The following is a 21600-nucleotide window of genomic DNA, read 5'->3' as shown; positions in this document are numbered from 1 at the left end:
GAAATTCTATCCAATTACGTATAATGTGAGGGATAAGAAAGGGTGAAGCGAGATGGAAACCAAGGCAGCAGGAATGCTTTACAATCCGGCGGCTTGGCAGGTTATCGCGGTAGCAATTATTTTTTTGGTAACCTATGCCTTTGTCATTACGGATAAAATCAATCGGGCAGTGGCGGCGCTTGCAGGCGCATTTCTCATATTGGTGCTGGGCATATTGGATTTGCGTTATGCCTTTACGGAGGCGGTCGGCTGGCGGGTCATTATGCTGCTCATCGGCATGATGCTGCTTGTCGGCATTTTAAACCGGGCAGGGGTCATCCCATACATAGCGATCAAGCTGGCCCAGCGGGTCAAAGGAAGCTCGTGGAAAATCTTTATACTGCTCATTGCCTTGACTGGCATTAGCTCAGCATTTCTGGACAATGTAACGATTATGCTGCTCGTTATTCCGGTAACGATGTCGATTACAAAGTTGCTGAAGCTGAATCCCTACCCGTTTGTTTTTGCAGAAATTGCAGCTTCCAACATCGGTGGTGCTGCTACTTTAATCGGTGATCCGGTTAATATGATTATTGGCTCTGCGAACAAGCAGTTAACGTTTAATGCCTTTATCGTCCATTTAGGACCCGTATCGTTGTTTATATTGATCGTTACGATAGGTTTGTTTTTGTTCGTGTACCGCAAGCATTTTAAGCCTACGCATAAAAGCAAGGAAGCTAGCGAGCTGATGAAGCTTTCCGCCAGCTCCTATATTAAAAATCGCCCGCTGATGATCAAATCGGTCGTCGTATTTTTGCTAACCATTATTGCCTTTACGCTCCATTCGGCATTAGGCATTGAGCCGGCGGCTATTGCGCTTGGCAGTGCGGCCCTGCTCATGGTCATAGGTTTGAAGCGCAAGGAAGCAGAAATTGCCTTCCGCATGGTGGATTGGGGTACGATATTATTTTTTATTGGTTTATTTATTATGGTAGCGGGACTTTCGGCAACGAATTGGACAAACCAAATCGCTTTGGTTGTGCTGCAAATGACTTCCGGTAATGTTGATATAGCGTCATTGCTGCTATTGTGGATTTCCGGCGTAGCCTCTGCCACGATGGATAATGTGCCATTTGTAACGGCAATGGTTCCCGTTATTCAAGCGATGGGTGCCGAGCTGGGACTAAGCGCGGTTCAAATGGAGCCGCTGTGGTGGTCGCTGTCGCTTGGCGCAAATCTCGGCAGCAACGGCACGCTCATTGGCGCTTCCGCAAACGTAATTGCCGCAGGCCTTGCTTTGCGGGAAGGCAAAAGCTTTCATTTTAGAGCCTTTCTTAAAGTAGGTGCGCCAATTGCATTTATGTCGCTGCTCGTCTCTACGGCTTATGTGTATTTTATTCTGATCCCGTAATTTTATGTTTTCCCGCCTTTACCATAAATTCGTGCCTGGCCGTTTCGTATGAGGGAGATGGCGGCAGGTGAGAATACGTGTACAGACCGCTCAGGCCAAAAAGCAGCAGGCGCGAGCGATGAAGGAGGCGGGACCACTTGGAATTTTTGACCCTTGTGCTGCGTACCGTATTGATTTATTTCATCGTATTTCTCATCATGCGGTTTATGGGAAAACGGGAAATCGGCAAGCTGTCGGTTTTTGACCTCGTTATCTCGGTTATGATTGCCGAAATAGCTGTGATCGTTATAGAGGATTTGGATCGAACGATGTGGGAAGGCATTGTGCCGATGGTTATATTAATGCTGGTGCAGGTGGGAATGGCTTTTGTGGCGCTGAAAAATCGCAAGCTGCGCCAGCTATTTGACGGGAAGCCAAGCGTTATTATGGCGAAGGGCAAGCTGAATCGCGATGTCATGCGCAAGCAGCGCTATAATCTCGATGATTTTATGCTCCAGCTTAGAGAAAATCAAATTACAAGAATCTCGGATGTGGAATTTGCGATTTTGGAAACGAGCGGCAAGCTGTCGGTCATTCCTAAAAGTACGGAAGGGTCCCCGGAAGAGATAGCGGAAGAGCGTTTGAATGTGGAGGAACAACTGGGCAGGGGCGGAGACGAGCAGCAGCAGCAGGCGGAAGAAGGCAGTAGGGCTGAGCTTGATTCGGAATTGGCGGGCAAGCTGTCTATGCAGCATAATGCTAAAGTCATTCCGCCAAAATATCGTTTTGAGATTTTGCCTATTCCGCTCATTATGGATGGCAAAGTACAGGATGAAAATTTGGAGAAGCTGGAGAAAACCCGTTTTTGGCTGAAAAATATCCTTCAGGATGAAGGGGTAACCGACTTTAAGGAAGTATTCCTTTGTACAATAGACCATAAAGGCAAGCTGTTTTTGGATAAAACGAAAAAGCCGCGAAAGTAGTTTGGGAGCAAGGATTCCCAAACCGCTCGCGGCCTTTTTTTTAACGATACGAATGTATGAAGATATTATCGCAGGCTGTGGTCTAGGTTCGTGAAAACCAATGGCCGATTTTAGGCAAGCGGGTGAGGTCATGCCGGTCAATAATATTCGTCCACACCATTAGCGCCAAATATACAATAGCCCCGCATGCACAGGCAACGAGCAAATTCACCCATTCCGCAGCGAGCGGCTCACGGTTCATGACGAAGCGAGCGGCTGCGCCCATCACTACCATAGCAGAGATGACCTTCATAAAATCGCGCAGCTTCATGCGGAAGCCGATTAGCTTGAGAACGCTAATGCCATGCAGCGCAGTGACTAGCACAATATTCAAATTAATCGCAATCAAAGCGCCGTATATGCCGAATTCGGGCTTGGAGGCGAGATAAATAATTAAGACCAGCTTAATAGCCGCTCCAATAAACGTGTTCATAAGCGCCTTTCCCGGTTTATCCAGCGCCTGAAGTGTCGCTTGCAGGGGAGCCTGCAAATAAATAAAAAGGCCGACAGGGGCAAGCAGCTGCAGCATAGGAGCAATTTCGCTGTGGTTGTACAGCATCCGGCAGATCGGCTCGGCGAATAGGCCGAGAATGACAACGAAAGGCGCTCCGGCGACTAGGGCCAGCCTCATCGATTGGTGCAAGCGCTTATGAATCGTAGCCATATCGCCGCGTGAGGCAGCCTCAGAAAGCGACGGAATTAGCGAGGAGGCGAGGGAATAGGTCAAAGCGGTTGGCAGCAGGATGAGCGGGATGACCATTCCTTGCAGCGCTCCGTACTGCGCCGTAGCAATGCCTGTAGCAATGCCTGCCGTAGCAAGACTGCGAGCTGTGAAAATGGATTCGAGCAAATAGGAGAGCGAGCCGACAAGGCGGCTGGCTGTAACCGGTATGGACAGGCTAAGCAGCTTGCCCATAATGGGTCCCTTATCAGCAGCTGTTGAGGGCATGCTTGCCTCGGCCAATTGAGCGGGAGCCTTTTTTTCGCTCGCATATTTCCACAGCAGGACGGCTAGGCCGCCAATTTCTCCGACCACGACGCCAAGCATGGCGCCAGCCGCTGCCCATTCCAGCCCTTTGGGCATGAGAAGCATCGCAAAGCCAAGCGAGAAAATAATTCGCAGCACCGTCTCCACAATTTGGGAAGCGGCGGAAGGAATCATATTTTGCTTGCCCTGGAAGTAGCCGCGAAATACAGATGAGATGCCGACGATCAGCAGCATCGGCGTCATGAACAGAAATGTGCGCTGCACACGCTTGTCCGGCAGCAAATGCGCAGTAATCCAAGGCGAGAACAGCAGCAGCAGGCTGGTCAGCGTAATGGCAAGAAAGATCGTAAGCAGCAGAGCGCTGCGGAAAATATGGCGAACCCTTGCCTCATCTCCGTTTGACTGGGCTTCGGCAATCCACTTGGCAACGGCGAGCGGAATGCCGCCGGTAATTATTGTCAGCATAACGGCCAAAAATGGATAGCTCAGCTGATACAGCCCCACGCCTTCGGCGCCTATAATGCGCGGCAGCGCAATGCGCGGGACGAAGCCGAGAATTCGATTGATGACGCCTGCTGCAAGTAAAATCATGGCCCCTTTTATAAACGTTTGCTTGGTCATACTCGCCCCTCATTCCATTAGCCGTATTGTTGCAGTATCATAGTTATGCACGGCATGTCCGAATCATGATTGGATAATGAACATCGCTTTATGTGCAGGAATATGTGCAATGGGCAGCGAATAGTAGCAATCAAGGCAAAAAAGCACGGGAGGCGCGGCTATGGAAGAACAGGACCTGGCTCAGGTAATTGAACAGCTGTGCAACAGCAAGGCAGAGGAGTTTCAGCTTATTGGCTATGAACATGCAAGCGGCAAAGACATTTGGGCATGCGTAAGCGCGGGTTATAAAAAGAGCGGGCAGCCGGAGCTGCACAAGCTGGTCAACGACATTTTATCGCTGAAGGTGACGAGCTTTATGAACTTTTTGACGATTAGCGCTTACCGGGGAACCCATTTCTAAGGGAATGGTTTCTTTTTTTTGACTCGAAAATTGCTCGCAAGTATAATAGGAATATTGAGATCATAAGGGGGACTTAGGAAATATGAACGGGAAAAGATTATTTGCCTTCCTTGGGATCGTTGTCATCATGTTTGGCGTGATCGCTTGGACGAGCCCATCGCTTGTAAACGGCATTCGGCTAGGCCTTGATTTGAAGGGCGGATTCGAGGTGCTTTATGAGGCAGAACCGCTTACGGCCGGCGATAAAGTAACGCCTACTTTGCTGAAGGATACGGCGAAAAGCCTTGAGGCTCGTGCCGACAAGATCGGCATTTCCGAGCCGGAGATTACGACTGAAGGAACAAACCGCATTCGCGTCAAGCTTGCGGGCGTTACGAATGAGGATGAAGTAAGGGACATCATCAAGAAGCCGGTTAATTTGACGTTTAAAGCGCCAGATGGCACGGTTGAGCTTCAAGGTGATGATTTTGTGCAAAATGCAGCTACGGTCGAATATGATTCGCTGAATAATCCGGTCGTTTCGATTAAGCTGAAGGATGCGAAGAAATTTGAGGATGTGACAAGAAGACTGACTGGCAAGACGCTTGCGATTTATCTCGACGATGAAATGCTGTCGAATCCGAACGTCAACCAGCCCATCAGCGGCGGAAGCGCGCAAATTAGCGGCAACTTCACGCTTGATGAAGCAAATAACTTGAAAGACACGATTAATTTGGGCGCACTTCCGCTTAAGCTGACCGAGAAATACACGCAAAGCGTGGGCGCAAAACTTGGACAGCAGTCGCTAGAAGACACCGTTCGCGCTGGCATTATTGGCTCGGCGATTATTTTGGTGTTCCTGATTATTTTGTTCCGTATTCCGGGCGTTGTAGCAGGTATTACGGTCATTACATTTACTTGGTTGCTGGTTCTCGTATTCGAGATGCTGAATGTTACGTTGACGCTGCCGGGCATTGCCGCATTTGTACTTGGTATCGGGATGGCGGTTGATGCGAATATCATTATGTACGAACGGATTAAAGAGGAAATCCGCAGCGGCAAAAGCCTGCTTTCCTCGCTTAAAGCCGGTTCCAAAAACTCGTTCCGTACGATTATGGATGCGAACATTACAAACATGATTTCCTGCGGCGTGCTTTATTACATCGGAAACGGTGCAATCAGAGGTTTTGCACTGACGATGATTTTGAGTATTCTGGTCAGTATCGTTACAAACATCTTCTTCTCCCGCCTGCTGATTCATTTGCTGATTCGCAGCAACCTATTTACTAAACCTAGCTATTTCGGCGTGAAGGAGGCGGACATCCGTGAACTTTAAAACAACGGTGCATTTTGATTTTATTAAGCATAGCAAAAAGTTTTTCATGGCTTCCATTATTTTAACCGTTATAGGGATTATTTCGCTTTTCCTCTTCAACCTGAACTATGGCGTCGATTTTAAAGCAGGTACGAATATGGATATCGTAGTCGGCAAAGCTCTTACCCAGGCGGATGCGAAGGAAGTTTTGGCCACAGCCGGCATTACGAACGTCACGCCGACGGTTGGCGGCACGAACGGCGATCGCGTTTCTGCCCGTTTTGACGAAGTATTGGAGCAAGCGAAAGTAACAGAAATTCAAAATGCGTTTAAAGCCAAATTTGGCGATCAAGTATCGGCAGAGGTCAGCGTTGTATCCCCGGATATGGCGCGCGAGCTTGGCTTCAAGACGATTTATGCGGTTATCATTGCGAGTATCGCGATTATGATTTATGTGATGATCCGTTTCGAATGGCGCTTTGCGCTAGCAGCGAACATTGCGATTTTGTATGACGCTTTTGTCGTTGTCGCTGTGTTTTCCATTTTCCGTCTGGAAGTCGATCTGCCGTTTATTGCCGCAGTATTGACGACAATCGGTTATTCGATTAATGATAAAATCGTTATTTTCGACCGAATTCGTGAAAATCTTCGTTTTGGCAAGCTGAAAACGCATGATCAGCTCGCAGAAATGGTCAATCAGAGCCTTTGGCAAACGATGGCGCGTAACATTTATACGGTTCTGGCCGTTCTCGTTATCGCGGTTTGTTTATTCCTTTTCGGAAGCGAGTCGATCAAGCTGTTCGCCTTGGCGAAAATTATCGGTCTGACAAGCGGCGCATACTCGTCGATCTGTATTGCGAGCCCGCTCTGGCTTCTTCTTAAAAGCAAACAAAAGCCTAAAGCAAAGCAGCCTGCCAAGACTGCGGTCTAACAGCGTAGAAGGAGGCAGTCATGACAATGAACCAACGATATACAAAAGCAGAGCCGGCCAGCTGGTCAGGAATTTGGGGTAATGCGGCGTTGGCGTTGTTGAAAGGGGCAGCAGGCTGGCTGTCCGGCAGCAAAGCATTGCTTGCGGACGGTTGCCGATCGGCAGCTGAAGCGGCGGCTATTTTTGCGGAAAAGGTCGTTTCGCAGCGTAATGAAAGTGGCAGCGAAGCCCCTTACGGCAGCGCTGCTGCCATAAAGCACAAGGAAACACGGAAGACAGAAACCGTCATGAATGTCGTTTTAGCGGCAGCCTTGCTCCTTATTGGCTTGGAAATTGGCATTTCGGCTGTTCGGGACATTGCGGAGGGCATTAGCAAGCCGCCCCATTGGAGTGCGCTTGTCGTTCTGGCTGGCTGCCTGCTCGTGAAGGAGCTCGTCTGGAAACAGAGGGAGCATGGCAGCAGCTTGTATGCGACACTTGCCGTGTTCATTGGTGCAGGAGCCGCGTGGCTGGGCAAGCTGATTTCGCTTCCGGTGCTTTATTATTTTGATTCGGCAGCTGCTATCGTCATTTCGGTTATCGTCATGAACGGCGGCTATCGCATTATTGTGCCTTCCCCTCATAGAGAGGAAGCTGCTGCAGAAGTATACAGCGAAAATACCGAGGAGCTCATGCAGCTCGTTCAACGAGTGGAAGGCGTCGTTACCGTACAGTCGCTGCACGCTCGCGAGCGGGGCCACTACGTCGTTGCGGAGGCGGTTATTAGCGTTAATCCGCGCGTGACTGTGCTTGAAGGGCATGAAGTGGCGAAAAGGGTGAAACGGCTGCTGTTGACACGCTTTACCCACCTAACGGACGCAACGATTCATGTCGAGCCTTATGACCCAGGTTATCCTTATAAATCCAATCACGATCCGAATCAGGAACATATGCCTACGCTGCTTCAATAGCGCAGCACGGCAGAAAGGAGTTGAAGTCGGCGTGATTCAAGCAAAAACACGTTGGAATCTAGCGCCTTGGGACGAGCAGGCAGACGCGGCGGCGAAAGAGCTTTCGACAGCTCTTAGCCTGTCGCCGCTTGCCGCCAAGCTTTTGGTGCAGCGCGGCTACAAGGAGATTGCACAGGCGGAGCAGTTTTTAAGAGGCGGCTCTGAGCATTTGCATGACCCGTATTTGCTGAAAGATATGAGGGAGGCTGTCGCCCGTATTCGGGAGGCGGCCTCAGCTGGCGAAAAGATACGTATTTATGGCGATTATGATGCCGACGGCGTATCCAGCACCTCGCTGCTCGTACATGTGTTTCGCGAGCTTGGCCTTCATTTTGATTATTATATTCCTCATCGGGCTCTAGAAGGTTATGGATTAAACAAGGCTGCACTGGAAAAGGCGGCCGCCGAGGGTATCCGCTTAATCGTAACGGTTGATACCGGCATTAGCGCCTACGATGAAATTGCCTACGCCAAGGAGCTTGGGCTTGATGTCGTTGTCACCGACCATCACGAACCGCCAGCACGTATTCCGGATGCCTGCGCCGTAGTTAATCCGAAGCGCCATGATTGCACTTATCCATTTGAAGGGCTGGCAGGCGTTGGTGTCGCATTCAAGCTGGCGCAAGCGCTGCTGGAACGCCCGCCTATGGAGCTGACAGACATTGTCTGTCTCGGAACGATTGCGGATTTAATGCCTTTAACTGGCGAAAATCGGATTTTAGTCAAAAGCGGGCTGGAACGGCTTCGCCAGACGACGAATACCGGATTTCTAGCGCTGGCTGAGTCGACGGGCATCGAGCTGCCCTCAGTTACTTCCACAACCGTCGCATTCGGCATGGCACCGCGCATTAATGCGGCTGGCAGGCTCGATCACGCACGGCGCGCTGTAGAGCTGCTCATAAGCGACAACTATGACGAGGCTATATTGGCAGCAACTTCGCTCGATATGCTCAACCGCGAGCGGCAGCGCATCGTGGAAGGCATCGTTAAGGAAGCGGAGGAGCAGTGGGCGCAGAAGAGGACGCAGGCTGCTGATGCGGGCGAGGCGGAGCCGGCGGTCATTGTACTGGCGGGAGAAGGCTGGAATGTTGGCGTTATCGGCATTGTGGCTTCCAAACTGCTGGAGCGCCATTACAAGCCTGTAATTATTCTCGGTATAGATGGGGAGAGCGGCATGTGCAAGGGCTCTGCGCGCTCCATTGACGGCTACGACCTGCATGCAGCACTTACCGCCTGCGATGAGCTGTTGGACCATTACGGCGGCCACCAGGCGGCGGCAGGCATGAGCCTGCATCGTGACCAGCTGGCTGAGTTTGAACGTAAGCTTGGCGAGCTTGCTTTGGAATGGCTCAGCGAGCAGGATTGGATTCCAAAAACGGGCATTGATCTGCAGTGCAAGGTTGAAGAAGCTAATTTGCAAACGATCAACGAGCTAGCGCAGCTGGAGCCGTTCGGGGCGGGAAATCCGTCGCCGCGCCTGCTCTTTCAGGGAGCAGCTCTTGCAGACAAGCGAACGATGGGCAAGGAAGCGAAGCATCTTAAGCTGACCGTGAAAAGCGGCCAAGCTGTACTGGAAGCGGTAGGCTTCAGCATGGGAGCTATTGCCGAACGGCTGCTGGCGAGCAGCCCTGTCGACTTGGTAGGCGAGCTGTCCATCAACGAATGGAACGGCCAGCGCAAGCCGCAGCTGCATATTCATGACCTGTTCAGCGGCGGCGCGTATGCAAAGTTCCCTGAGCGCGAGCATTTCGGTCAAGTGTATCAACTGCTGCGTAGAATGAAGCAGGCGCCGCTTGAAGGGCTTGCGAAGCGCCTGGCGGAGATGAGCGGCTGGCCGCAGGAAATGACCGAGGTTATGCTGCGCGTATTTACCGAGCTTTCGTTTATCCGCATCGAGGATGGTTTGGCGATCGTGGCAGAAGCGCCGGAGAAGCGGGAGTTAAGTACTGCGACTGCCTATCAGGAGGCAAAAAGTAAAGCAGAACAATTGCAATCTCCATTGGTTGCAGCTACAATATTGGTTTGACAACACCAGAATGGCGACAGACAGAAGGGACGAATAATTGATGAGCGAGTCACAAATTAATTTTAAAGATTACATTCGGGTCATTCCCGATTTCCCACAGCCAGGCATTCGTTTCAAGGACATTACTACGTTGCTGAAGGATGGCCCGGCATACCGAGCTGCCATTGAAGAAATGCGCAAAGCGGTTGAGCATTTGAAAATCGATGTCGTTGCAGGACCAGAAGCGCGCGGCTTCGTTATTGGCGCTCCGCTTGCCCTTGCACTCGGCGTAGGCTTTGCGCCTATTCGCAAAAGCGGCAAGCTGCCAGGCGAAACGATTGAAGCAAGCTATGACCTGGAGTATGGCAAAGATGTGCTCGCTATGCACAAGGACTCCATTCAGCCGGGGCAGCGCGTACTGATTGCCGATGATCTGCTTGCAACAGGCGGCACGATTGCAACTTCCATTAATTTGATTCGCCAGCTTGGCGGGGAAATTGTTGGTTCGGCCTTTCTTATCGAATTGTCTTATTTGACAGGCCGCGAGAAGCTTGGCGAAATGGACGTCGTTTCTCTCATTACTTACTAGCCATTTTTTGAAGGATGCAATAAAATCGTTTGAACGTTTAAGCCAACCAGCTGCTGGTTGGCTTTTGCCCTATAAAGTCCCATTTTACCGGATACAATATGAATATTTCCATGACTTAAATCGACACTTCAATCGACAGCATAGTTGACGTCATGCTATGCTTACAGGCATAATATTAGAAAACTCGGAAAATGCGCGAAGGGGAGCCTAAGCAGGGCTCATTTCGGAAAGGGATGTTCATGGGCATAGAGCAGTTAATTGAAAAGGCATCGGCCTATATGAAGGAACAGGACTTATTACGCATAAGGGAAGCCTATCATTTTGCAGATCAGGCTCATCATGGACAAGTGCGGAAATCTGGCGAACCTTACATTTTACATCCGATTGCTGTAGCAGATATATTGGTGGATATGCAGATGGATGTGCTGTCCATTATTACAGCTTTGCTGCATGATGTGGTTGAAGATACGACAGTCGATTTGGAGACGGTACGGGCGAAATTCGGCGAAACCTGCGCAATGCTGGTTGATGGACTGACGAAGCTGGAGAAAATCCGTTTTCGTTCCAAGGAAGAACAGCAAAACGAAAATTATCGAAAAATGTTTGTGGCGATGGCGCAGGATATTCGCGTTATTTTGATTAAGCTCGCCGATCGCCTGCATAATATGCGGACGCTGAAATTCCAGTCGGAGGAGGCGCAGCGGCGCATCGCGTATGAGACGCTGGAAATTTTTTGCCCCATTGCGCATCGGCTCGGTATTTCCGCGATTAAGTGGGAGATGGAGGATATTGCGCTTCGGTATTTGAATCCGCAGCAATATTATCGCATCGCCAACTTGATGAAGAAAAAAAGGGCGGAGCGCGAGCAGTTTATTGCCGATGTCATTGACCGCATTGAAGAGAAGCTTGGCGAGATGGGCATTGAAGGCGATATTTCCGGGCGCCCGAAGCATTTGTACAGCATTTACAAAAAGATGACCGACCGCAACAAGCAGTTTAATGAAATTTATGATTTGATGGCGATTCGGATTATCGTTGAGAACATTAAGGATTGTTATGCGACGCTCGGCATTATCCACACGCTGTGGAAGCCGATGCCGGGACGGTTCAAGGATTATATCGCGATGCCGAAGGCGAATATGTACCAGTCGCTGCATACGACGGTTGTAGGGCCCAATGGCGAGCCGACCGAAGTGCAAATTCGGACATGGGATATGCATCGTACATCAGAATACGGGATTGCGGCGCATTGGGCGTACAAGGAAGGCACGGTCGTTCCAAACCGCAATTTTGAAGATAAAATGTCTTGGTTCCGCGAAATATTGGAGCTGCAAAATGACGCACGCGATGCATCCGAGTTTATGGAATCGCTCAAAATGGATTTCTTCTCGGATCTCGTCTTTGTATTTACGCCGAGCGGTGAAGTTATTGAGCTGCCAGCCGGCTCTGTGCCGCTGGATTTTGCTTACCGCATTCACACGGAGGTTGGCAATCGCACGATTGGCGCCAAGGTGAACGGCCGTATTGTGCCGCTTGACCATAAGCTCAAAACCGGTGATATTATTGAAATTCTCACCTCTAAGCATTCATATGGACCGAGCCAGGATTGGGTGAAAATTGCACAATCCTCGCATGCCCGCAGCAAAATCAGGCAGTGGTTCAAAAAGGAGCAGCGCGAGGAGAATGTGGCGAAGGGCCGCGAGGCCGTTGAGCGCGAGCTAAAGCGTCTTGGTCTGGAGCCTTCGGCTTGGCTGACCGAGGACAAGCTGCAGGAGGTTGCGTCGAAGTTCTCCTTTAACGACGTGGAGGACATGCTGTCCGGCGTTAACTTTGGCGGCGTGACCGCTGCGCAGATTTGTACCCGTCTAACGGAGAAGCTGCGCAAGGAAGCCGAGAAAAACAATCTGATTGAAATCGGTACAGATAAAGATGTGAAATCAAGCGGCAGCCGCAAAAATCGCCAAAACCATGGCGTTACCGTGCGAGGCATCGATAATTTGCTCGTTCGCTTCGCCCGCTGCTGCAATCCGGTGCCAGGCGATGCCATCATTGGCTACATTACACGCGGCCGTGGCGTGTCGGTGCATCGGATGGATTGCCAGAACATTCCGTTCGGCATGGACGGAGAAGAAGCTGATCGCGTCATTGAGGTGGAATGGGAGGAATCGGTCGAGGCCAATTACAGCGTCGATATTGAAATTACCGGCCATGACCGCAATGGTCTGCTCAATGAAGTGCTACAGGTCGTATCCGGCAGCAAAACGAATATTTCTGCAGTGACCGGCCGTTCCGTGAAAAATAAAATGGTCATGATTCATATGACCGTGCTGATTAAGAACGTTGAGCATCTCTCTTCTGTGGTGGAGAAGATTAAACGGGTACAGGATATTTATTCCGTCCAAAGGATTATGAATAACTGATTTTGCTGTAAAAGCCTTGGTGGGGAAGGGTGGGGGGACGCTGCGTGAAAGGTTTGGGTTTCGGTCGCCATTGCTCCTGAATTTCATCGAATTTACCGTTGCACGGTAGAAATTCAGGAGCAAAAGCGAACGCTGCGCTCCTCTATCCCAAACCTTTCACTTCACTCTCCCCCTCCTTTTCCCCGAAAAGGTTTTAAAAGCAAGTTTAGCTAGTTGCCAGTAGGCAACAAGCTAAAGATACAAAGTCATGAGCCCCCTGCCCTGATTAAATCTTAATCGGGCAGTTCAACGGGAAAACATTTAATACGCTCGCTTCTTAAACTAAGTGGGAAGCAATAGCATAGTCGGAAGCATTAGCATAGAGATGGCGGCGTATTTTGCCGCCTTCTTCTTTTTTAGAGAGAGGATGGAAAGCATGAAGGTTGTTATTCAGAGAAGCAAGCAGGCGAGCGTGACCGTCGAAGGAGAAGTAACAGGAGCAATCAACTTTGGATATGTGCTGCTCGTTGGGATTACCCATGAAGATACGGAAGCCGACATCAAATGGATGGCCGATAAAATCGCGGGCCTGCGCATTTTTGAGGATGAGGCCGGAAAAATGAATTTATCCATCGTCGATAAGAGTGGCGCGATTTTGTCGGTATCCCAGTTTACTCTGTATGGAGACAGCCGCAAAGGCCGGAGACCGAACTTTATGGCTGCTGCCCGCCCAGACCATGCGGAGCCGCTCTACGAGCAGTTTAATGCCTATCTTCGCCAGCAGCACGGTCTGCAAGTGGAGACGGGGCGTTTTGGCGCTATGATGGACGTGTCGCTCGTCAATTGGGGTCCTGTTACCTTGATTTTGGACAGCAAGGAATAGATCCATAGAACCGCCAGCCGAATCTCACTTGGTATGGCGTACATATAAAAAATGGCCATTGCTGGCTTATTTTATAAGACGGGCAAGCTTTTCTTCAACATTGAATTTTTTCAGTTCCTCATCATCGAAAGGGTAAGGAGATGCTTTGTCAGCTAGCCATGTAAAGGTCATTTTGCTCATGATGACTACTATGAACAGGGCCAAGTAAAGAATTGCAAAAAGCCAGTCCCTTGCTGTAACGACACCAGTTGAGTGGATATGATAGAGATAATATAAAGCCAAAGGAATATGCCCCAACACAACTGCAGCCAGTCCAGGATTGTAAAATTGACCTAGCTTCTTAGGAATCACGATTCCATGGACAACAAACTGCGCTAAACCAAATAAAATCGGTGGCAAACCAAGCCAAATCGTCTCAGGAAAAAAGAGGGGCAGCAAATAGAACACGTAGCTAACCAGAACATTTGTAACCATTGCCGTATTTTGATTTAGAGGATAATAGCTTGGCGTTGGGCTGGATTTTAATACCAGGTTCAGAATCGCGGGTTCACCGCCAGGCCAACCATATTCCTCAAATTGATGGAGTAAAATAACGATAAAATTCATGAATATTACCTTTTGCAAAATTCCCATGCCATTCCAAGCAAAAATCAAATAAACGATCGAAGCAAGCGCAACAACTAACCCGACGTTATACCAATGTCTTCTGAAAAAATTCATGATTCCTTGCCTCTAAATTTGTAAAAGTAAAACTCCAAAAATAAATCAACTTGCTGCTCGATGGACTGCTCTGTCTTTATCATAGCTGCGGTTAACGTTGGATTGGCATTGCTTTTTATAACGGTTGGGAAGAAAATTGCCGCAAACATCTGAATTATGATGGGCATAATTCTCTCCTGGTCGGTTAGTCCAACGATCTCGCTTACAGTACGGATTAGCTTCTCAATACCCTGGCTTTTCATGAACTCCATAAATTGATTGTGTGATTCAAATAGCTGCTCTTGGGAAAGGAGGCTTTTAGCTAGTTCTGGGTGTGCCAGCAATAATGACGAATACGCCAGCAAAAATTTTTTTAGTCGTTCAAGCGGAGGAACCTCCGTATCATCCAACAGATTGAAAGTAACATGAAATGACGCAAGATGCCTTTTTAATACTTCGTTGATTAATTTATCCTTTGAACCAAAATGATAATTGACAGACGCGACATTGGTGCCCGCTAGGTCGGCTATTTTGCGCGTAGTAATTCCTTTGATGCCCTCCGACTTGATAAGTGCTATAGCGATTTCGAAAATTTTTTCTTTTGTCATGGTCTCCTCCTTAAAATCAAAATTCAAACATTGTTTAAAACGATGATTTAATCTGTGTTTAGATTACGCTATAGTTAATCTACATGTCAACTAAAATAAGCCCCGCACACTCGCAAAAAACGAGTAAGTGAAGGGCTTTTATGCAACACCGGCCTCTACTTGCTTCCCGCCTTAGCGGCGACTTGTGCTTTGATTTCTGCAAATAATCCTTCCTTCGTTAAACCGGTTATTTTATCGATACGGGCTAGTTCGATCTGCTCAGTCTGAAAATGGATTGTGCCACTTTGTTTAGTCTTTAAAGCTAGTTCTTTGTTTTCTGTATTGACTTTCAATGCAACGTTGCCAGCAGAATCCACTTCTACTTGAAAAGGTACGGAAGACGGGCCGAATACATCTTTTGTCTGTGCTTTTTTCAAAAACAGCACATAGGTTTTTTCAAAATCAGGCTTGCTGTAGTTGGGCAAATTGAGTGCGGCTTCATAGTCCACATCGTATAACGTATGTTTTAACAAGACGGTATGCGGAATGGAGACATTAATCTTGCCTTTGGCATCGCCCAGCAAAGATTCGTCCACCGCAAACGAATAGACTTCGCTAAGATGGTTTTCCCCCATGTCCCAATTTTCTATAAACTTCTCGTAGTGGCCGAATACCACATAATCGGAATTATGAACTAACCCTGCAACATCCCCGCTTACGGCATAATCGGGAGAATAGTTTACATGAAACGTGCCGGGCGAATACTTCTCCTTCGCTGTAAATAGCAGCACCCCAGCCACAAGTGCTAAGCATAACCCTGCAATCAGGAGCATCCTGAAATTGAATTTTACGGTCATTTTAAACCCTCCCTTAATTTTATAGTGGGTACAGCGCATTTAGGCCGTTTTTATCATCGGTTTGAGGTGTGTAGATGGTCTCGCGATCTCTGCTTGAGTTCATAATAGCCTTTACAAGGAGAGGAGTATGACCGAGACCGAGCGCATGGCCTAATTCATGTCCCGCAGCGCTTCTTCTCGTATTGGATTGATTGGCTACAGCCGGATTTCCTATATTGATATCGGCGGTAAAGTAACTAGTTGAAGTTGTACCCGGACTCACATACGTAATGCATACGCCATACATCGATGGATCATCGACATTTTGGGTGCCAACCTTGCTTAAGGTTGAAGTATTGAGCGCCGAAAGATTAAATTTAATTTTGCTTTGGGCACTATTCCAATCAGCAGCTGCTGAATCAAACGCAGCTTTATAAGCTGTATTTGCAGTTGCGTATTTCACATAAACGTTGTAAGAATTATTGGCGGATTTGGGCCATTTGTGCCCGGTAAAAGTATAAGCGAATGCAGTTGACGTAAAAAGAAGAGCCAGTAGTATGAAGGGCATGGCGGTTAATAACGATTTTTTTCGCATATTCAATTTCTCCCTTTTTTTGATTTTTTGCTGCAAACCACTCAAGCTCGTAGCATAATGACGATCGAAAAACAGGATATGTTTCAATTTATGGATGTATTTTCAAAAAAATAAGAAAGGAAAGATATAATGCTTATTTTCGCTCGATTGGAGAGCAAGCAATAGCGTCAAGATGAAGGTTAGGGCGGTTGCCTTCTGGATACAATAGGGGAGAGAATGGGTGCGCTTAGCGCATTCGGCAGCGATTGGCCGCGGCCGGAGGCCTGTTTATTTTGGACCGGAGGCGAATGAATGCATGCATCAATCCCGCAAGGAACAAGGGCTGGAGCGGATTAGCCGCAAGCTGCTCCATGCCGATCGGCATGAAGCGATCAGGCTGTCACAGCTGGAGGAAGACATGGAGGCGGCAGAGGAATGGGCAGGATTTCCGTCTGCTGCTGGCAAGCGAAGCGACTTAAAGGATGCGTAATAAAGAGCAGCATAGAAGCAGAGGTTCGCATATGCTGGCGGAAAAGCGGGAGCAAGGTCGAAATAGCCGGAAATAAAACGCTTTCTAAACTGTAATGTTACTGTAATCAAACGATAACGCTATTTTAACATCGCAAGCCTATAATAGACCTCGACCCCCTTTTTTAAAATATAATTTACTTTTGGACCTGCAATGTGATTGCAGGTTTTTTTCTGCCTTCTGGCGGTCTTGCCGCTGTTCCTATCCAATCGGGCGGATTAGAGCTGAATCGCATCTTGACTTTCTGACCACGCCCAAGTAAAATGAAGCATCAGCACCATTCACAATAATGATTTCATGATGGAACAAAGTAATCCATGCGCATATATGCAGAGAGGAATGCCTTAGGCTGCAAGCATTCTTATAATGGCGGGATGAACAGACTTTCCGGAGAACAGACGGTGAACGTTAGCCTGCTGGGGCTTAAGCTCTAGGCAAGCGATTGTTTCAGTAGCCGTACTGCGGGTGACGGGCGTTAACCGTCTTCAAGCGAGCTTCTGCCTTCTGGCAGCTGCCTCGGAATGTGGGTGGTACCACGGGAGCTATACTCTCGTCCCTGACAGCAATATTTGCTGTTCAGGGGCGGGAGTTTTTTGCTTTAAATATAAGACGTTATAAGTTTCATACTTACCACTGCTTATATTTCACCGCAAAATGAACCTTGCCGTCATTGCACGGCTTGCACCATTTTGCTTGTTCTCATGTTTTTTAGCAGCAGGTTAGGAGGAAAATGACATGGCATTTCAAAAATTACCAGGCACGCAGGATATGCTGCCAAGCTCAATCGACAGCTGGCAGTTCGTAGAGCAGAAGGCGCGCGAAATTTGCCGCCGCTTTAATTTTCGCGAAATTCGCACGCCGATCTTCGAAGCGACCGAGCTGTTCCAGCGCGGCGTAGGCGAAACGACGGACGTCGTGGAGAAAGAGATGTATACGTTCACGGATCGCGGCAATCGCAGCGTGACGCTTCGTCCAGAAGGCACAGCCGGGGTCGTTCGGGCCTTCGTTGAAAATAAACTGTATGGCGAGCCTGATCTGACGAAGCTGTATTACATCGGCCCTATGTTCCGCTATGAGCGCCAGCAAGCCGGGCGTTACCGCCAGTTTCACCAGTTCGGCGTAGAGGCGATGGGCTCGGTTAATCCGGCACTGGATGCTGAGGTTATCGCTTTGGGCTATACGTTTTATACCGAGGTTGGCCTTAAAGGGGTGCGCGTCGAAATCAATTCCGTCGGAACGCCGGAAGTAAGGCTTGCCTTCCGCGAGCGGCTGCTTGCTTTCCTTGAACCGAAGCGCGAGCTGCTGTGCAAAGATTGCCAGTCGCGGATGGACCGCAACCCGCTGCGTGTGCTGGACTGCAAAGTCGACCAGAAGCATTTTGAAGGCGCTCCGTCGATTTTGGACAGTCTGGATGAAGAATGCACAACGCATTTTGAAAAGGTTAAAGCGTATTTGACGGCTATGAATATTCCGTTCGAAGTCAATTCGAAGCTGGTGCGCGGACTGGATTATTACACGCACACCGCCTTTGAATATAAAGCGGAGGGCATCGGTGCCATCGATACGATTGGCGGCGGCGGCCGCTACAATGGGCTCGTTGCTGAAATTGGCGGGCCGGATCAGCCGGGCGTTGGCCTTGGCCTTGGCCTGGAGCGGACGATTTTGCTGCTTGAGCACCAGAAGACGGAAGGCATTAAGGAAGCGAGCCAGGTCGACGTTTACGTCATCAGCCTTGGCGGGGCAGCAGAACGTGAGGCGACGAAGATCGTTCATGAGCTGCGTGCAGCAGGCTTGCGTGCTGACCGTGACTACACGGACCGCAAGATGAAGGCACAGATGAAGTCGGCAGACCGCTTCAAAGCACGGTTTACCGCCATTCTTGGCGATGACGAGCTGGAGCGCGGCGAAATTGCGCTGAAAAATATGGAAAACGGCGAGCAGCGCACCGTAGCTATCAGCGAGCTGGCAGCAGCGATTCAAGCTTAGAGACTGCGACGAAATAAAGCACTGCTCATTTCCTCGCAGCTCCTTCGTTCACTAAATCTTTTAATTAAAAGGAGCATAACCATTATGTTGAAAACACATCCTTGTGGAAAATTAACAAAAAGCGATATTGGACAAACAGTCATCTTGAACGGTTGGGTACAGCGTCGCCGTGACCTAGGCGGCGTATTGTTTATTGATCTACGCGACCGTACAGGTATCGTGCAAACGGTATTTAACCCTGATTTTTCCGGCGATGCGCTGGCGATTGCTGACCGTGCGCGCAACGAGTTCGTGCTTGCTGTCCAAGGAACAGTCGTTGAGCGTGATCCGGAAACCGTTAACGCGAACCTGGAAACAGGCGAAATCGAAGTGCGCGTGGAAAAAATCGAAATTATGAATGCGGCAAAAACACCGCCATTCCCAATCGAAGACGGCGTCGAAGTTGACGAGTCGCTGCGTTTGAAATACCGTTACCTCGACCTGCGTCGTCCGGAAATGCAAAAAACATTGCTGCTCCGTTCGAAAGCAGCGAAAATTTTCCGCGACTTCCTTGACGGAGAAGGCTTTATTGACGTTGAAACGCCAATTTTGACTAAGAGCTCACCTGAAGGCGCTCGCGATTATTTGGTGCCGAGCCGCGTGCATGAAGGCGAATTTTTTGCCCTGCCGCAATCGCCGCAAATTTTCAAGCAATTGCTAATGGTCGGCGGCATTGAGCGCTATTATCAAATCGCTCGCTGCTTCCGCGATGAGGATCTTCGCGCAGACCGTCAGCCTGAATTTACGCAAGTCGATATTGAAACATCCTTCCTGTCGCAGGATCAATTGCTGGGCATGATGGAGCAGCTTGCTGCAAGATTGTTCCGCGAGACAGTAGGCGTAGAGCTTGCGCTTCCGTTCCAGCGCATTACGTATGAAGATGCCATCAACAAATATGGCTCCGATAAGCCTGACCTGCGCTTCGGCATGGAAATTCAAGATATTACCGATATTGTGGCGACAAGCGAAGTAAAAGTATTCGCAAGCGTAGCAGCATCCGGCGGCGTCGTGAAGGCGTTCAATGCCAAAGGCTGTGGCGGCTGGAGCCGTAAAGAGCTTGACGATTTGCAGCCGTTCGCTGCTCGTTATGGCGGTAAAGGCTTGGCTTGGATTACGGTGAAGGATGGCGAATGGCGCGGTCCAATCGTGAAGTTCCTCAAACCAGAGGAAATCGCAGCATTGACAGAGCGTTTGCAAGTAGAAGATGGCGACTTGCTCACATTTTCGGCTGACAAGAAAAAAGTCGTTGTTGATGTCATGGGCAACCTGCGCCTGAAAGTGGGCCGCGAGCTTGGTCTGATCGACGACACTAAATTTAAATTCGTATGGGTTGTAGACTTCCCGCTGCTTGGCTGGGATGAGGATGCACAGCGTTATGTAGCCGAGCATCATCCGTTCACGCGTCCGCACGAGGATGACCTGCACCTGTTTGATACAGATCCAGGCAAAATCCGCGCTCAAGCTTATGATATCGTTCTGAACGGCTATGAAGTAGGCGGTGGTTCGATGCGTATTTACAAGCGTGAAGTCCAAGAAAAAATGTTCAATGCGCTTGGTTTGTCCCCGGAGACCGCACAACAGAACTTCGGCTACCTGCTGGATGCATTTGAATTTGGTACGCCTCCACATGGCGGTATCGCTTTCGGCTTCGACCGTCTCATCATGCTGCTGGCTGGCCGCACGAACCTGCGTGAAACGATTGCGTTCCCGAAAACAGCGAACGCAACCGATCTGCTGTGCAATGCGCCGTCCGAAGTTGAACTGTCCCAGTTGGAGCAGCTTCATATCCGTACAGTGCCTAAGCCTGCGAAACAGCCTGCCCCGGCAGGAGCAGCACCAGAAGCACCTCAAGCTTAATGGAGCGGGCGGGCGAAACAGCCCGCCTTCCTATGCAGATGCTTGGAATAGATAACGGAAGGGACGGCGATTTTAGATGCTGCACCAATTTTCACGCACGGAGCTGGCAATTGGGCCGGAAGGCCTTGAGCTGATGAAAGGAAGTACGGTAGCGGTGCTCGGCATCGGCGGCGTCGGCGGCATTGCTGCAGAAGCGCTGGCCCGTACAGGCATTGGCCGTATTATTTTGGTCGATAAAGACGTTGTCGATATTACGAACGTCAATCGCCAAATCCATGCGCTTACGACGACCGTTGGCGAGCCGAAGGCCGACTTGATGCGCGACCGCATTAAGCTCATTAACCCGGAATGCGACGCGGTATCTCTCCGCATGTTTTATACGGAAGAGACGTATGAGAAATTTTTTGAATACCCGATTGATTATGTCATTGATGCTTCCGATACGATTTCGTACAAAATCCATTTGATTAAGCAGTGCCTGGAGCGCAAAATCCCGATTATTTCGAGCATGGGCGCCGCTAACAAAATGGACCCGACGAAATTTGAAGTTGTCGATATTTCCAAAACCCACACCGATCCGATTGCCCGCGTTGTACGCCAGAGACTGCGCAAGGAAGGCATTAATAAAGGCGTGAAGGTTGTGTTTTCCTCGGAGACGCCGAAGAAGCCGCGTCAAGATGTGACGCAGCGCATCGTGCCCGAGAACGCGCCGGAAATTCGCAAAGCCCAGCAGCCGCCAGCGAGCAACGCCTTTGTTCCTCCTGTAGCGGGGCTGATTATGGTCAGCGTCGTCGTGCAGGATCTGCTGGCGAAGGCAGATATTACCGTATAAATAATCGCGGCTTACAGCCCAAAAAATAAACCAGAGCGGATATGCCTAGGCATATTATCGGCTCTGGTTTTTTTGGTTGGAATTCTAAGCATTTTTAAGTTTTGCACTTATAAATGGGCTTATATTTCTCGGAGTGAAACGCGCCGTGCTGCCAAAGGACAGCGACAGCCG

19 protein-coding genes are annotated in these 21600 nt (G+C 49.4%); 14 read left to right on the top strand and 5 right to left on the bottom strand.

The window, feature by feature from the left end:
- The first annotated feature begins 52 nt into the window (after positions 1-52).
- Together BBD42_RS30810 and BBD42_RS30805 are read left to right on the top strand one after the other, a co-directional pair.
- Positions 53-1390 (top strand): ArsB/NhaD family transporter, encoded by a 1338-nt coding sequence (locus tag BBD42_RS30810; protein WP_481855905.1) that lies wholly within the window; start codon positions 53-55, stop codon positions 1388-1390.
- Positions 1391-1587: 197 nt separating this feature from the next.
- Positions 1588-2352: a DUF421 domain-containing protein gene (locus BBD42_RS30805; protein WP_481855996.1), complete on the top strand. Its 765-nt coding sequence runs from the start codon at positions 1588-1590 to the stop codon at positions 2350-2352.
- A gap of 82 nt (positions 2353-2434) precedes the next feature.
- On the opposite strand, the gene spoVB is transcribed toward BBD42_RS30805, so the two are convergent.
- The gene (gene spoVB / locus BBD42_RS30800; RefSeq protein WP_099521266.1) at positions 2435-4000 is read right to left on the bottom strand and encodes a stage V sporulation protein B; all 1566 of its coding nucleotides are present in this window, start codon (positions 3998-4000) and stop codon (positions 2435-2437) included.
- A 160-nt stretch (positions 4001-4160) separates the two neighbouring features.
- Here spoVB and BBD42_RS30795 point away from each other — a divergent pair, with 160 nt between their 5' ends.
- The 8 genes from BBD42_RS30795 to dtd all read left to right on the top strand — a co-directional run bounded on the left by BBD42_RS30795 (position 4161) and on the right by dtd (position 13490).
- A complete protein-coding gene (locus tag BBD42_RS30795) occupies positions 4161-4400 on the top strand; it encodes a post-transcriptional regulator (protein WP_099521265.1) in 240 nt (79 codons plus the stop codon).
- 82 nt (positions 4401-4482) lie between these two features.
- Entirely contained in the window at positions 4483-5715 is a 1233-nt protein-coding gene (gene secD / locus BBD42_RS30790; RefSeq protein WP_099521264.1) for a protein translocase subunit SecD, read from the top strand.
- On the top strand, positions 5705-6625 hold the full coding sequence (secF, locus tag BBD42_RS30785; RefSeq protein ID WP_099521263.1) for a protein translocase subunit SecF: 921 nt from the start codon (positions 5705-5707) through the stop codon (positions 6623-6625). The genes secD and secF overlap by 11 nt, the downstream gene beginning before the upstream one ends.
- A 26-nt stretch (positions 6626-6651) precedes the next feature.
- Positions 6652-7575, top strand: coding sequence for a cation diffusion facilitator family transporter (locus BBD42_RS30780; protein ID WP_237163292.1), 924 nt, complete (start codon positions 6652-6654; stop codon positions 7573-7575).
- A 31-nt stretch (positions 7576-7606) separates the two neighbouring features.
- The gene (recJ, locus tag BBD42_RS30775) at positions 7607-9640 is read left to right on the top strand and encodes a single-stranded-DNA-specific exonuclease RecJ (protein ID WP_099521261.1); all 2034 of its coding nucleotides are present in this window, start codon (positions 7607-7609) and stop codon (positions 9638-9640) included.
- Between the two features lie 55 nt (positions 9641-9695).
- Complete coding sequence (locus BBD42_RS30770; protein WP_099521893.1) at positions 9696-10208, top strand: adenine phosphoribosyltransferase; 513 nt, start codon at positions 9696-9698, stop codon at positions 10206-10208.
- Positions 10209-10447: 239 nt separating this feature from the next.
- Positions 10448-12628 carry a RelA/SpoT family protein gene (locus BBD42_RS30765; protein WP_099521892.1) on the top strand — a complete coding sequence of 727 codons (2181 nt, stop codon included), beginning with the start codon at positions 10448-10450 and terminating at the stop codon, positions 12626-12628.
- Positions 12629-13043: 415 nt separating this feature from the next.
- Positions 13044-13490, top strand: coding sequence for a D-aminoacyl-tRNA deacylase (dtd, locus tag BBD42_RS30760; RefSeq protein WP_099521260.1), 447 nt, complete (start codon positions 13044-13046; stop codon positions 13488-13490).
- 66 nt (positions 13491-13556) lie between these two features.
- Here dtd and BBD42_RS30755 read toward each other — a convergent pair whose 3' ends face one another.
- The 4 genes from BBD42_RS30755 to BBD42_RS30740 all read right to left on the bottom strand — a co-directional run bounded on the left by BBD42_RS30755 (position 13557) and on the right by BBD42_RS30740 (position 16207).
- A complete protein-coding gene (locus BBD42_RS30755) occupies positions 13557-14210 on the bottom strand; it encodes an HXXEE domain-containing protein (RefSeq protein WP_099521259.1) in 654 nt (217 codons plus the stop codon).
- The gene (locus BBD42_RS30750) at positions 14207-14797 is read right to left on the bottom strand and encodes a TetR/AcrR family transcriptional regulator (RefSeq protein WP_099521258.1); all 591 of its coding nucleotides are present in this window, start codon (positions 14795-14797) and stop codon (positions 14207-14209) included. The genes BBD42_RS30755 and BBD42_RS30750 overlap by 4 nt, the downstream gene beginning before the upstream one ends.
- Positions 14798-14952: 155 nt before the next feature.
- Entirely contained in the window at positions 14953-15633 is a 681-nt protein-coding gene (locus BBD42_RS30745) for a hypothetical protein (protein WP_099521257.1), read from the bottom strand.
- A gap of 19 nt (positions 15634-15652) precedes the next feature.
- On the bottom strand, positions 15653-16207 hold the full coding sequence (locus BBD42_RS30740) for a M57 family metalloprotease (protein ID WP_099521256.1): 555 nt from the start codon (positions 16205-16207) through the stop codon (positions 15653-15655).
- 220 nt (positions 16208-16427) lie between these two features.
- Here BBD42_RS30740 and BBD42_RS30735 point away from each other — a divergent pair, with 220 nt between their 5' ends.
- The 4 genes from BBD42_RS30735 to BBD42_RS30720 all read left to right on the top strand — a co-directional run bounded on the left by BBD42_RS30735 (position 16428) and on the right by BBD42_RS30720 (position 21429).
- A complete protein-coding gene (locus BBD42_RS30735; RefSeq protein ID WP_099521255.1) occupies positions 16428-16676 on the top strand; it encodes a hypothetical protein in 249 nt (82 codons plus the stop codon).
- 774 nt (positions 16677-17450) lie between these two features.
- Positions 17451-18701 (top strand): histidine--tRNA ligase, encoded by a 1251-nt coding sequence (hisS, locus tag BBD42_RS30730; RefSeq protein ID WP_099521254.1) that lies wholly within the window; start codon positions 17451-17453, stop codon positions 18699-18701.
- 84 nt (positions 18702-18785) lie between these two features.
- On the top strand, positions 18786-20597 hold the full coding sequence (gene aspS / locus BBD42_RS30725) for an aspartate--tRNA ligase (RefSeq protein ID WP_172455681.1): 1812 nt from the start codon (positions 18786-18788) through the stop codon (positions 20595-20597).
- A gap of 76 nt (positions 20598-20673) precedes the next feature.
- A complete protein-coding gene (locus BBD42_RS30720; RefSeq protein ID WP_099521252.1) occupies positions 20674-21429 on the top strand; it encodes a tRNA threonylcarbamoyladenosine dehydratase in 756 nt (251 codons plus the stop codon).
- Positions 21430-21600 lie beyond the last annotated feature (171 nt).

Origin of the sequence: Paenibacillus sp. BIHB 4019, assembly GCF_002741035.1 — a bacterium.
Classification (GTDB): domain Bacteria; phylum Bacillota; class Bacilli; order Paenibacillales; family Paenibacillaceae; genus Pristimantibacillus.
This window is presented reverse-complemented; position numbering and strand designations above follow the sequence as displayed.